The following is a 12,290-nucleotide window of genomic DNA, read 5'->3' as shown; positions in this document are numbered from 1 at the left end:
GCTCCTAGTTCCGGCCTGCGCGCAGCAGCGCAACCAGCAAGTAAATGAACAGCCCGACTGCCAACAGCAGTGACACCCCATCCAGAACGCTCATCAAGATTCTCCGTCGCTACGGCGGTTGCCGCTTGGGAGCAATTGTCCTCAGCAGAGGCGTAAAGGAACGAGAGCGACAGGTAGCGAGGGGCGTAAAGACGGCGTAAAGAATGCCGACTCTTTAGAAGTAATCCCGATCGGTTAAGGCATAGATGTCATTTGTGGGAGGGGCCTTGGGGATTTGTACCAACTTGAATACATTCACGACATGCCCACGACATTCTCCCGCGACACCCTTTCGCCGCGTCCCGTGGCGAAGTAGCATGACGGGAGCGTTGATCTTCAATAGCGGCCAGTGATGGCGGCATCACAAGGCAGCAGTCGCACTATGCAAGCAATCCCCGACAGCAATACCGATAACTCGTCACCAGAACAGCGTTGGAATATCCGCGCATTGATCGTCGATGATGATGTGGCCATTCGTGAACTGCTCTGCGATTACCTGTCCCGCTTCAACATCCAGTCCAAAGGCGTTACCGACGGCACACAGATGCGTCAGGCCCTGGCCGAGGAAACCTTTGATGTCGTGGTGCTGGACCTGATGCTGCCCGGCGAAGACGGTCTGTCGCTGTGCCGTTGGCTGCGCAGCACGTCGGATATTCCGATCCTGATGCTCACAGCCCGCTGCGAGCCCACCGACCGTATCATCGGGCTGGAGCTGGGTGCCGACGACTACATGGCCAAGCCCTTCGAGCCTCGCGAACTGGTCGCTCGTATCCAGACAGTCTTGCGCCGGGTGCGCGACGAGCGCAGCGAGCAGCGCACCACCGTACGTTTCGATGCCTGGCGCCTGAACAGCGTCCTGCGTCAGTTGATCGCCGCAGATGGCCTGGTAGTTCCGCTCTCCAACGCCGAATTCCGTCTGTTGCGGGTATTTCTGGAACGCCCTCATCGCGTGCTCAGCCGCGAGCAACTGCTCGATGCCGCCCGCGGCCGCTCCATTGAGGCCTTCGACCGCAGCATCGATCTGCTGGTCTCGCGCCTGCGCCAGAAGCTGGGGGACGATCCCAAGAATCCCCAACTGATCAAGACTGTGCGCGGCGAAGGCTACCTTTTCGATGCCAGGGAACTCGCTTGATAAGATCAGCCGATACACTTTTTGCACGATTGTTCGGTGGAGCGCTGATTGCGATCCTGCTCGGGCATGTATTGGCATTCATCTGGTTCACGCAATACGGCCCGCCACCGCCAAGGGAGGCACCGCCCTTCGCTCAGCAGGACGCCAACGGCACTTCTCAGGAGCGCGTCCCTCGCAGGCCATCATTCTGGCGGGGGCCTCTGACAGTCATGGGCTTTCAGTTGATCACGCTGGTCATCGCCGCCTGGTATGGGGCCAAGGCCCTGAGCCGTCCTGTGCAACGCATGAGCGAAGCGGCAGAACGCCTCAGTGAAAACCTCGACAGCCCGCCTCTGGAGCTGACCGGCCCCAGGGAGGCTCGCAATGCGGCTCACACCTTCAACCTGATGCAGCAAAAGATTCGCGAGCAGATGCAGCAGCGCGGACGCATGCTGGCAGCCGTCTCCCACGACCTGCGCACACCGCTTTCACGCCTGAAACTGCGTGTCGAAAAAATCGAAGACCCCAAACTCCATGGCCAGATGACTCAGGATCTGGACGACATGATCAACATGCTCGACGCCACCCTGAGCTACCTGAATGAGCATCGCAAGAGTGAAGAACTGCAACAGCTAGACCTGCAGGCACTGATCGAGTCCCTGGCCGAGAACGCTCAGGACAACGGCGATGACGTGCAATACCAGGGGCAGTGCAAGCCACTCAAGACGCAACCGATGGCGTTGCGTTCCTGCCTGCATAACCTGATCGACAATGCGCTGCGCTATGCAGGCAGTGTGAACATCGATATTCAGGACCAGGCCAGTCGTGTGAAGATTTCGGTCATCGACCGTGGGCCGGGTATTGCGCCCGAGTTTCACGAGACGGTATTCGAGCCCTTCTATCGCCTGGAAGGCTCGCGCAATCGCAACTCCGGCGGCGTCGGCATGGGCATGACCATCGCCCGCGAGGCAGCCTGGCGCATGGGCGGCGAGCTGTACCTGACAGAGACGCCCGGCGGTGGCCTGACGGTCGTACTCGATCTGCCACGGGCCTGACGAGCGCGTATCCCGCCCGATACAAATCCCACATCCCCACGACAACTGACGCCCTGAGGCTTCATAAGCCGGTGCACCGCCATCGGACCTATCAACCTCATGGGAGTCAGCCCAATGATCAGTGGTATCAGCAGTAGTTATTCGAGCTACACCAGCTCAAGCAGTTTGACTTCAAGCACAAACAGCAAGAAGTTTCAGGAAGAGTTGCTGGCCAAGCTCGATACCGACGGTGATGGCAGCATCAACAAGGACGAACTGAGCTCGGCGCTCTCCTCCGACAAGAAAGATGGAATTACCGTCAGCCTGAGCGAAGCGTTCAGCAGCCTGGACAGTAACGATGATGACAGCCTGGATGCCGATGAGCTGGCAGCCCTGACACCACCGCCGCCTCCACCTGCCACGGATATAGCCGAAGACTTGCTCAGCTCGCTGGACACTGACGGCGACGGCTCGATCAACAGTGACGAGCTGACCACTGGCCTGACCAATGCGGGCAGCACTGCCGACAGCACCAAAGTGTTCGATGCTCTGGACACCAACGAAGACGGCACCGTCAGCCTTGAAGAACTGACAGCCAGCCTGCAACCGCAACAGCCACCGGCCGGCCCGCCACCTGCACAGAATGCCAATGTCGGCAGCACTGACAGCGCAGCCCTGTTCAGCGCCCTGGATACGGACAGTGACGACAGCATCAGCGCCACCGAACTGGCCACGGCCCTGAGCCAGAGCAACAGCAATAGCGAACAGACCAATGCCAATCAAGTGGCCGCCCAGGCCTTGAGCAAGATGATTGCCGCATTGGGCGAGCGTTATGACACCGAAGGCAGCAAGCCTATCGGTAAATACCTCGACACTGCTGCCTGACACGAGAACCGCCGCTGATGCACATCACGCGGCGGGATCTTCTCGCTTGGTCTTGATGATCTTTTCCCCGGCGACCCAGTCGGTCAACAGGCTATAGGCAACCGCCAGCAGCGTCGGCCCGATGAACAGGCCGATAAAACCAAACGCCAGCAAACCGCCGAATACCCCCAGCAGAACGATCACCAACGGCAGGTTGCCGCCACGGCTGATCAGGTACGGCTTGAGCACGTTGTCGACCCCACTGATGATGAAGGTGCCCCAAAGACCGAGAAACACCGCCATGCCGTACTCGCCCTGCCAGACCAGCCAGGCGGTAGCCGGTATCCAGACCAGCGGCGGCCCCATGGGAATCAGGCTGAACACGAACGTCAGGATGCCCAGCACCAGCGCACCGGGAATACCCGCGATCAGGAAGCCGATCAAGGCCAGGATTGCCTGGGCTGCGGCGGTACCGATCACACCATTGACCACCCGCTGCACCGTCCCGGCAACCAGATCCAGATAATACTGGGCGCGGTCGCCGATCAAGCGTTCCAGCAGGCTGAGCACAAAAGCCGCAAGCCTTGGACCATCGCGATAGAAGAAGAAAGCGAACACGATACTCAGGGTCAGTTCGAGAATGCCGCCACCGATCTGCGCACTACGGGCAAGCAACCAGTTGCCGACTTCGCCCAGATAAGGCCGGGCAGCAGCCATGAATGCCGCGCCTTGCTGATCGATGGTGTTCCAGATGCCCACCAGCCGCTCACCCACGAACGGAATGCCTGCCAGCCAGCCCGGAGGATCAGGCAGCCCGTCGACCTGAACATCCTTGATGAACGCCGTTGCGTCCCGCACATGATCGGCAAGGTTGAAACCCAGCCAGACCAACGGTGCCGCCACCAGCAACATCCAGCACAGGCTCATCGCCAACGCGGCCAGTGATTCACGGCCCTTGAACCAGTGAGTCAGTAAACGCATCAGCGGCCAACTGGCGAACGCCAGCACAGCCCCCCAGACCAGTGCCGACCAGAATGGCGCCATCACCCAGAGACAGGCACCAAACAGCACCAACAACAGGATCTGCACCAGCAGGCGGTCGTTATTGAACATGGAGGGCACCTATGAAAATAAGAACAGCGAATGTCTTGTACAAAGACTAGCGGATCACTTCAATGACAAGACCCGCTTTATCGACACTGCCCGTCTCCAATCGTGCCGCGCGTACACCCTTGGCAACCAGAGCTTCACGCCATGCTTCGGCATGAACACCCGAAACCGTCGCACGCAAGGTGCTGTCCAGATTCAGCCCCCGGGACAGCAAAGTCACCCAGCTCTCCTGCGGCTCGCCACCCAGCCTTGGCATATCGAGCCTGCCGGTGCTTCTGAGCTGACGCAGCAAGGTGGCGGATGTCGGCAGCAACTCACCCAGAGGCGCGGCAGCCGTGAATTGCTCTACATGCAGATAAGCCCGGCGATTACCGCGAGTGATGCTGTACAAGGCCACCAGGGTTTCATTGTCAGGCTCAGCCAGTCGCAACAGCAGATAGGCTTGTCGGTCATCGGCACCATAAAGCTTGGAATTACCGAAAACCTCATTGGCCCACAGGCTGCTTTCCCCGCAATCACGGGCCTGACACCAGAACAACAGCTCGGCACCTTGTTTCTGCAAGGCTTCACGGGCAGCCGTGAACGCTTCGTCGGAAGCGTGCTCGGCAGGCAACTGGTAGGTCACCGAAGTGAGACTGCCGCGGGCGCTGACCTGACCATCAAAACGTAACTGGCCGCTGATCTTGCGGATAGACCCCATGGGATAGATACGCTCCAGATCAGCACTTGGGCGGTAATCGACGATTTCCGCATCAGCCAGACGCGGCACGATATTAAGGTCATGACTACCCGGCACATCGGCGGCAGACACCAGGGCGCTGAACAGTGAAGCGCACAACATGACAAATGGAGCACTGGATAAACGCATGGATGCTCTCATCGACTTGCAAGGCGAGAAATGAAATGGGCAACGTCGCCGCTGAGGCGAATATACAAGGCAATAGGTTGGTCCATCATGATTGACTCCTGTTTCAATCCTTGCAGCGTCGACAGTTGCCTGTTGCAAGTCAAGACGCAGCGAAAAAGCGATTGAAACAGTCTGCAACAGAGCGTGCGCCCGCCTCGTCATTCAAATGCAGATGGTGCCCGCCAGGCAAGCTCGAGACCTGAAATGGCAGGCCCGACAACAGGTCCCGGTTCTTGGCCAGCATTCCGCCTTCAGCCATTACCAATTGTGTCGGACACTGGATACCGTCGATAAAGCTCATGGCCTGCTGCTGAGTGAAACGAACGGCCGAAGGCAGCGTCAGGCGACTGTCGCTACGCCAGGTGTAACCGCCCGGAACCGGCATGAGCCCACGCTGGGCCAGCAATTGCGCCGCTTCACGACTGACCGCCACCATGCCTTTCATGCGCACTTCCACGGCGCGCTCCTGATCCGGATACACCGACTTTTTCTTGCCGGGCAAGGCCAGTTGCGCCTGAATGGACATCCGCATGCGATCCACCGCCTCGTCAGCTTCGCCGGTCAGCGGTAACAGGCCGTCGATCAAGGCCAGACGATGAACCCGATCAGGCATCGAAGCCGCCAGAATCACCGAGATAATCGCGCCCAGCAAGTGCCCGAGCAGGGAAAAACGCTGCCAGCCCAATTGCTCGGCCACCTGCAGCACATCAAACACGTAATCCGCCAGATTGTAGCTCGCGCCTGCGGGACGATGATCGGAATGACCGTGACCAGCCAGATCCAGCGCCACGATGCGCAGGCCTTCAAGCCTGGGTGCCAGTCGGGCAAAGCTGTTGGCGTTATCGAGCCAGCCATGCAAGGCGATCACTGGCTGACCATCTTCAGGGCCGAACAGATGCGCAGCCAGCTCGATATGCCCAAGACTCAGGCGAACTTCTTCTACTGCATGGCTCATGGGCCGGTGACCTCGATGCGTCGGGCATCCCAACGGGTAAACAATGATTTGAGCATCTGCGCCGTCTCGGTGGGCCGCTCCAGCGGGAACATGTGGCCGCCCGGCATCGACAGGCATTCACCGTCACGCAGGCGTCTGGCCTGATAGCCATGATGCGGCAATACCACCCGGCTGTGCTTGCCACGCACCATGGCCAACGGCACGCTGAGCTGTCGCGACGGCTTGGGGCTCGTGTGCGGGATACTGCGATAGATGCTGATTTCCGTGGCGGCATCGAAACGCAGGCGCAACTGTTCGCCATCGGCTTGCAGGCCGTGTTGCAGATAGGCATCGAAACAGTCTGGATCGAAACGGCGGAACAGCGTCTTGCTGGAGAAATAATCACGGGCCGCCTGGGCATTGCTGAAGGCCTCACGGCGCCCCAGAGTACGGCCTGCGGGTGTGATGCGGTCGATGAAACCAAAACGCTTGGCGGCGCGGATCATCCATTGGTCCACCAGGCTCAGGACCGGCGAATCAAGCATCACCACGCCACGATACAACTCAGGACAGCGTAGTGCCGCATGAAAGTGCAGCACGCCCCCCAGGGAATGCCCGACACCCCAGACCGGCCCCGGCTGCTCGCGCAGGTGATGGATCAGTTCATCCACCAGATTCAGCCAGTTGTCATCGACCGGGAAACGAGGGTCATGGGCATGCTGTTCCAGATGGGCAACCGAGTACTCCGGCGCCAGCGCGGTGAACAGTTTGCCGTAGGTCGCCGACGGAAAACCGTTGGCGTGAGCAAAGAAGATATGTTGCGACATGCCGGCGCATCCAATGGCTGAATCTGTGGCGATTGTGCGCACTGCGCCAAAGGTACGGCAACGCTTGGAAGTGCCATCGAAGGTGACACTCCGGCCATGGAACTGGCCGGAGTGTCGGCATTCAACGTGCAGGCGGTTCCTGACCATGAGGAACGACCGCGACGGTCAGGCGAGAGATACAGCAGGGCTTGCCATCTTCGTTGCTGATGCGGATATCCCACACATGGGTCGTGCGACCGATATGAACCGGACGCACAACGCCCGTCACTCGCCCACTGCGAACACCACGCAAATGGTTGGCATTGACCTCCAGGCCCACGCAAAAGAACTTGCTGGTGTCGACCACAAGAAAACTGGCCACAGACCCAAGGGATTCGGCCAGCACCACCGACGCCCCGCCATGCAACAGACCAAAAGGCTGATGGGTACGCTGATCGACCACCATGCTGCCGGTCAGTGAATCGTCGGTGAACGAGTCAAAGCGAATATCCAGCACTTCGCCAATGGTGTTCTTCTGACCTGCATTGAGGCTTTCGAGATTGGGGGTTTCACGCCATAGGGTCATGCTCGATCCTTTTTATAGATGCACTCAATCATGCTGTGTGGGAGCGAATCTATTCGCGAAAGGGGCTCGCAACTGAAGTCGCTCCACATGCGTCAGTGATTCAGACGTGGCGGACACTCAGCAGTGTCATGCCTCCAGCCGTTGCAAATTCGCCTTCCAGTTCGGCAAGGCTGGCGGTGCTCATGGGTTGGGCATGCTGATAGCTGCCGTGTGCCAGCAAACCGATCAATGCGCCGACCAGGGGCTGATGACTGACCAACAGGACGTCATCGTCAGCCTGAAGATCAAGGTGACTCAGGACCTGACGGGGATCGCTGTCGGGTGTCAGCCAGGGCACGGTCACAATCGGCTCACTGAACCCTAGCGCATGACGAACCAGTTCGGCAGTCTGTTGCGCACGCACGTAAGGGCTGGCCACGATTCTTTGCAGCGGCTTGCCCTGCAGATGCGCGGCGCTCTTGAGCACCTCTTCGCGGCCATGGGCCGTCAGCTCACGCTCGGCATCGCTGCGTGCCCGGGATTGCGCCTCTCCATGGCGCAGTACCCAGACCTTCACAGTTTTGGCTCTTCATCGCGCACCGGATGCGGCGCAGGCTCGACATAATGCGCAGCCTCGCCCTCTGGAGCACGAGGCGTCGGCCAATCGGCGAATGGCCAGGGCTTCTGGTCGCTATGAAAAGTGCCATAGCGCCCGATCTGTGCCAGAAACTGGCTCAGGCTGTCACCGAAGTTCATCAGGCTGCCGCTGGGCGCCCCATAGATCAGGCGATAGCCCAACTGCACCAGCACGACACCCGCCAGGACAATCTCCGCGACCTGCCAGACGATGGCGAACAACAGCATCCACAGGATGCGCAGCAGGATCGATTCGTTTTTCTGGATTTTCGATTCGTTCAAGACATTCTCCCTGATGAGTTTGAATTCAGTTGAAACCCGTGGTTGATATGAAATCGACGTCCGTCTTGGGCTCTGCGCGCATCAACGCTTCGATGACCTGATTGAGCGTACGACCTTCGAAAAGAATTGCATGCAGGCCAGCGACCAACGGCATATAGACCTGGACCTGCTGCGCTTTGACCTTGAGTACCTTGAGTGTGTTCACCCCTTCGGCCACTTCGCCCAGGCGGCTCACTGCTTCGTCCAGGGTCAGGCCCTGCCCCAATGCGAAACCGACCTGGTAATTACGGCTTTTGGGCGAGGAACAGGTCACGATCAAATCACCGACCCCGGCCAGCCCCAGGAAAGTCATGGGGTTGGCGCCCTGACTGACCGCAAAGCGGGTCATTTCTGCCAGGGCACGGGTAATCAGCATGCTCTTGGTGTTTTCGCCCATGCCCAGGGCAACAGCCATGCCTGCAATAATCGCATAGACGTTTTTCAAGGCACCGCCCAGTTCGACGCCAAAACGGTCATTACTGGCATAGACACGGAAGGTACGGCCATGCAGCGCGGCCTGGACCCGCTGGCACAGTTCTTCGTCTTCGCTGGCGACCACGGTTGCGGTCAGCGCATCTTCGGCGATTTCACGGGCCAGATTAGGGCCGGACAACACGCCGATGCGCGCCTTTGGAACGATCTCTTCGAGAATCTGGCTCATCAGCTTGAAAGTCTGAGCCTCGATGCCCTTGGTCAGGCTCACCAGCATCTTGCCGTTCAAACGCTCGACATGGGGCGCCAGCACGGCGCGCAAGGCACTCGAAGGCAAGGCGACGAAAATCAGCTCGCACGCCTCGACAGTGGCGGTGAGGTCAGTGACCGGCTCGACTTCGGGCCTGACCTTGATGCCCTTGAGGTAACGAGGGTTTTCACGGTTGTCGCGAATCGCTTGGGCCTGCTCCGGGTCGCGCATCCATTGACGAACCTGATGACCGTTCTGCGCCAACAGGTTTGCAATGGCAGTGCCGAAACTGCCGCCACCAAGAACCGCTACAGGTTGCTGCGTGGTCATAAACCAATCCATCCAGGGGCCATTCAACTGGCGATGGCGCATTATACGGAGCGCTGGCGCATCGGCCAGCGACAAACGCTGTCAGAAACGCCATCAGTCATGGACCTGAGCCCGTTGCGGTCACACAAGTTCCATGGAAATCGCGCCCATCTCGGTTAACATGCGCCGATGCAGCATGGATGATCGTGGCATTTGGCTTTTACGCTGAGCCACTGACGCAAATGCTATGACCCGAACCACAGAGCCCAGAAGCATGGACGCAACCCTCCATTTACCGGACCGCCTCCCGGCCCAGACGGTACGCAGCCAATGAAACTGCGTCACTGGGATATCAATACCCGCACACAGATCATCAGCCTGGGTCCGGCATTGATCCTGACACTGCTGCTGGTCAGCTTCTTTACCTTCGTGCGGATTCAGGATCTGCGCCAGGAGCTCAATCATATCGGGCAATTGATCGCCAACCAGTTGGCACCGGCGGCGGAAACCGGGGTCATTCTCGGGGATATCGAAACCCTTAAAAGCCTGATGCGCGCCACATTGTCCATGCCCAATGTCCGCTATGTGGAAATTCAGGACAGCGACAACAATGTGCTGATCTACATCGAGCAACCGCATCAGAGCGCCAATCACTCCTTGCAGACGGAAACATTCCAGGCGCCCATCCACTCGCAGCATTCAGGCGCGAACCACAACATCGCGACATCGGAGAGTTATCTGGGGCGGGTATTGGTAGGCATGTCCAGCGAAGCGTTCAGCCAGCGCCAGCAGGAAATTCTTCTCAAGGCCGGCATACTGGCGCTGTTCGCCCTGCTGTTTACCTTTCTTCTGGCCAGACGGCTGGCCCTGAGCCTGTCACAACCGATCAGCGACATGGGCGAAGCCCTCAAGGCAATACAGAAAGGTGATTACCACACTCCCCTGCCGGTCAGCGACGATGCCGAGCTGGGGGCTCTGGCCAGGCACATCAATAATCTGGCCTTCAATCTGGACAAGGCCAGCACCGAGCAGCAACGTTCCATGGCCCAGTTGATCCAGACGCGGGAAGAAGCCGAGCAGGCAAACCGCGCCAAATCCGACTTTCTGGCGATGATGAGCCATGAACTGCGCACCCCGATGAATGGCGTGCTAGGCATGCTGCAACTGCTGGAAACAACCCGGATGACCGACGAGCAGGCCGAATATGCAGCGCTGGCCACCGAGTCCACCGAGCACCTGCTACGGGTCATCAATGACATTCTCGACTTCTCACGCATCGAACGCGACGCCCTGCAAATAGAAGGCATCACGTTCAACCTCGCCGATCTGGTCAACGCTTCGACCCTGGCCTTCAGCCATAGCGCACAGCAACGCAACCTGCTGCTGGAACGCCACATACAACCCGGCCTTGAGCTGCTGAACGTCATGGGCGATCCGACCCGTATTCGCCAGATACTGGTCAACCTGATCGGCAATGCCCTTAAGTTCACCGAAGTCGGCAGTGTGCGTATAGAAGTGGGCTGGGAAAACCTGGACAGCGATCATGTGCGCTTCGTATGCACTGTGCGCGACAGCGGGATCGGTATCCATGCCGATCGGCTGGAGTCCATGTTCGATGCCTTCAAGCAAGCCGACAGCTCCATTTCGCGGCGTTACGGTGGCACCGGGCTGGGCCTGCCCATTGCCCGCACACTGGCCGAGCGCATGGGCGGAACCCTGCATGCCCAGAGCGAAGAAGGTATCGGCTCGGTCTTTACCCTGCAGATCCCGTTGTTGCTGTGCAGCATGGCGGCAGCCGACAAGGCGCAACCGCTTCTGAACATCGATGAATGCGGCAAGGAACACTGTGTCTTGCTGGTCGAGGACAACCCGGTCAATCGCACGGTGGTCATGGCGATGTTGCACAACATGGGTTGCAAGGTGGATGTCGCGGTCGACGGCGCCCAGGCCGTGATCAAGGCAGGCGCGGGAAATTACGCCTTGATTCTCATGGATTGCCGACTGCCGGTCATGGATGGTTATGAAGCAACCCGGCGAATCCGGCAAATTTCGGGGCTCGGCGAGTTGCCGATCATCGCTCTGACGGCTAATGTCCTGCAGGGTGATCGTGACGCCTGTTTACAGGCGGGCATGGATGACTACCTGGCAAAGCCCTTCAAACATGCTGATTTACAGCAGGTTTTACAACGTTGGCTATCCTTTCGGGCGGCTGCGACTGGCGATAAATGCTAAATTGCGGCAGTCTTGGGGATCGAACCGCCCAGTGATATCGGTCGAATGACGTATTTCAGTGCACAGGTGTACTTTGATTTTCCCTTGCGCTGTGACTTTCACTTCAACGCAACAGTCTATGAGTAGGCTGCCGGACAGAGTCCTGGCGAATTAGTCCGCCAGGACTGGCGATAGGGCCAGTGGCGCCCCATCCTGCCGCACAAAGATTATTGAGGAGCTCGCATGACCAAACAACACGCCTTTACCCGGGAAGACCTGCTGCGCTGCAGTCGCGGCGAGCTGTTCGGACCAGGTAACGCGCAACTGCCTGCCCCCAACATGCTGATGGTTGATCGCATCACCCACATCAGCGAAGAGGGCGGCAAGTACGGCAAAGGTGAATTGGTCGCTGAACTGGATATCAATCCAGACCTGTGGTTCTTCGCCTGTCACTTTGAAGGCGACCCGGTAATGCCAGGCTGCCTGGGCCTCGATGCCATGTGGCAACTGGTCGGTTTCTTCCTGGGCTGGCAGGGTCTGCCAGGCCGTGGTCGTGCATTGGGCTCGGGCGAAGTGAAGTTCTTCGGTCAGGTCCTGCCAAGCGCCAAGAAAGTCACCTATAACATCCAGATCAAGCGCGTCCTCAAAGGCAAGCTGAACCTGGCCATTGCCGATGGCTCGGTTACTGTCGACGGTCGCGAGATCTACACCGCCGAAGGCCTGCGGGTCGGCGTCTTCACTTCCACTGAAAACTTCTAAGG

Annotated in this window: 14 protein-coding genes; 5 read left to right on the top strand and 9 right to left on the bottom strand. The window is 58.9% G+C overall.

Annotated elements, in window-relative coordinates:
* Positions 1-4: 4 nt before the first annotated feature.
* Entirely contained in the window at positions 5-94 is a 90-nt protein-coding gene (gene kdpF, locus ACODS3_RS22705; RefSeq protein WP_074569008.1) for a K(+)-transporting ATPase subunit F, read from the bottom strand.
* Between the two features lie 327 nt (positions 95-421).
* Between kdpF and ACODS3_RS22700 the strand changes: the two genes are divergently transcribed.
* The 3 genes from ACODS3_RS22700 to xopAW all read left to right on the top strand — a co-directional run bounded on the left by ACODS3_RS22700 (position 422) and on the right by xopAW (position 3,069).
* Positions 422-1,171: a response regulator gene (locus ACODS3_RS22700; protein WP_201020616.1), complete on the top strand. Its 750-nt coding sequence runs from the start codon at positions 422-424 to the stop codon at positions 1,169-1,171.
* Positions 1,168-2,205 carry a sensor histidine kinase gene (locus ACODS3_RS22695; protein WP_304575411.1) on the top strand — a complete coding sequence of 346 codons (1,038 nt, stop codon included), beginning with the start codon at positions 1,168-1,170 and terminating at the stop codon, positions 2,203-2,205. Before ACODS3_RS22700 ends, ACODS3_RS22695 begins: the two co-directional genes overlap by 4 nt.
* Positions 2,206-2,319: 114 nt before the next feature.
* Positions 2,320-3,069: a XopAW family type III secretion system calcium-binding effector gene (gene xopAW / locus ACODS3_RS22690; RefSeq protein WP_489036370.1), complete on the top strand. Its 750-nt coding sequence runs from the start codon at positions 2,320-2,322 to the stop codon at positions 3,067-3,069.
* Positions 3,070-3,093: 24 nt separating this feature from the next.
* Here the strand turns inward: xopAW and ACODS3_RS22685 are convergent, their stop codons facing one another.
* The 8 genes from ACODS3_RS22685 to ACODS3_RS22650 form a co-directional block, all read right to left on the bottom strand.
* Entirely contained in the window at positions 3,094-4,161 is a 1,068-nt protein-coding gene (locus ACODS3_RS22685) for an AI-2E family transporter (RefSeq protein WP_201020618.1), read from the bottom strand.
* A gap of 46 nt (positions 4,162-4,207) precedes the next feature.
* Entirely contained in the window at positions 4,208-5,038 is an 831-nt protein-coding gene (locus ACODS3_RS22680) for a DUF4892 domain-containing protein (RefSeq protein WP_374005010.1), read from the bottom strand.
* A gap of 127 nt (positions 5,039-5,165) precedes the next feature.
* Complete coding sequence (locus tag ACODS3_RS22675) at positions 5,166-6,020, bottom strand: alpha/beta fold hydrolase (protein ID WP_489036367.1); 855 nt, start codon at positions 6,018-6,020, stop codon at positions 5,166-5,168.
* Positions 6,017-6,826, bottom strand: coding sequence for an alpha/beta fold hydrolase (locus ACODS3_RS22670; RefSeq protein WP_304575408.1), 810 nt, complete (start codon positions 6,824-6,826; stop codon positions 6,017-6,019). The genes ACODS3_RS22675 and ACODS3_RS22670 overlap by 4 nt, the downstream gene beginning before the upstream one ends.
* A gap of 121 nt (positions 6,827-6,947) precedes the next feature.
* On the bottom strand, positions 6,948-7,391 hold the full coding sequence (locus ACODS3_RS22665) for a hotdog fold thioesterase (RefSeq protein ID WP_489036366.1): 444 nt from the start codon (positions 7,389-7,391) through the stop codon (positions 6,948-6,950).
* A gap of 100 nt (positions 7,392-7,491) precedes the next feature.
* On the bottom strand, positions 7,492-7,947 hold the full coding sequence (gene sixA / locus ACODS3_RS22660; protein WP_025260616.1) for a phosphohistidine phosphatase SixA: 456 nt from the start codon (positions 7,945-7,947) through the stop codon (positions 7,492-7,494).
* The gene (locus ACODS3_RS22655) at positions 7,944-8,288 is read right to left on the bottom strand and encodes a DUF4389 domain-containing protein (RefSeq protein WP_201002515.1); all 345 of its coding nucleotides are present in this window, start codon (positions 8,286-8,288) and stop codon (positions 7,944-7,946) included. The genes sixA and ACODS3_RS22655 overlap by 4 nt, the downstream gene beginning before the upstream one ends.
* Positions 8,289-8,313: 25 nt before the next feature.
* Positions 8,314-9,339, bottom strand: coding sequence for an NAD(P)H-dependent glycerol-3-phosphate dehydrogenase (locus ACODS3_RS22650; RefSeq protein ID WP_489036365.1), 1,026 nt, complete (start codon positions 9,337-9,339; stop codon positions 8,314-8,316).
* Positions 9,340-9,648: 309 nt separating this feature from the next.
* Here ACODS3_RS22650 and ACODS3_RS22645 point away from each other — a divergent pair, with 309 nt between their 5' ends.
* Positions 9,649-11,550 (top strand): ATP-binding protein, encoded by a 1,902-nt coding sequence (locus ACODS3_RS22645; protein ID WP_489036363.1) that lies wholly within the window; start codon positions 9,649-9,651, stop codon positions 11,548-11,550.
* A gap of 222 nt (positions 11,551-11,772) precedes the next feature.
* A complete protein-coding gene (gene fabA, locus ACODS3_RS22640) occupies positions 11,773-12,288 on the top strand; it encodes a 3-hydroxyacyl-[acyl-carrier-protein] dehydratase FabA (protein ID WP_025260620.1) in 516 nt (171 codons plus the stop codon).
* Positions 12,289-12,290 lie beyond the last annotated feature (2 nt).

The organism is Pseudomonas sp. FG43 (assembly GCF_057809175.1).
The sequence above is the reverse complement of the archived record's forward strand: the minus strand, read 5'-3'. Positions and strand labels throughout refer to the sequence as shown.

What these genes read in the sequence shown, in the direction of transcription:
- kdpF (WP_074569008.1), bottom strand. Translation starts at nt 94, where the DNA reads ATGAGCGTTCTGGATGGGGTGTCACTGCTGTTGGCAGTCGGGCTGTTC.
- ACODS3_RS22700 (WP_201020616.1), top strand. Translation starts at nt 422, where the DNA reads ATGCAAGCAATCCCCGACAGCAATACCGATAACTCGTCACCAGAACAG.
- xopAW (WP_489036370.1), top strand. Translation starts at nt 2,320, where the DNA reads ATGATCAGTGGTATCAGCAGTAGTTATTCGAGCTACACCAGCTCAAGC.
- ACODS3_RS22685 (WP_201020618.1), bottom strand. Translation starts at nt 4,161, where the DNA reads ATGTTCAATAACGACCGCCTGCTGGTGCAGATCCTGTTGTTGGTGCTG.
- ACODS3_RS22680 (WP_374005010.1), bottom strand. Translation starts at nt 5,038, where the DNA reads ATGAGAGCATCCATGCGTTTATCCAGTGCTCCATTTGTCATGTTGTGC.
- ACODS3_RS22675 (WP_489036367.1), bottom strand. Translation starts at nt 6,020, where the DNA reads ATGAGCCATGCAGTAGAAGAAGTTCGCCTGAGTCTTGGGCATATCGAG.
- ACODS3_RS22670 (WP_304575408.1), bottom strand. Translation starts at nt 6,826, where the DNA reads ATGTCGCAACATATCTTCTTTGCTCACGCCAACGGTTTTCCGTCGGCG.
- ACODS3_RS22665 (WP_489036366.1), bottom strand. Translation starts at nt 7,391, where the DNA reads ATGACCCTATGGCGTGAAACCCCCAATCTCGAAAGCCTCAATGCAGGT.
- ACODS3_RS22650 (WP_489036365.1), bottom strand. Translation starts at nt 9,339, where the DNA reads ATGACCACGCAGCAACCTGTAGCGGTTCTTGGTGGCGGCAGTTTCGGC.
- ACODS3_RS22645 (WP_489036363.1), top strand. Translation starts at nt 9,649, where the DNA reads ATGAAACTGCGTCACTGGGATATCAATACCCGCACACAGATCATCAGC.
- fabA (WP_025260620.1), top strand. Translation starts at nt 11,773, where the DNA reads ATGACCAAACAACACGCCTTTACCCGGGAAGACCTGCTGCGCTGCAGT.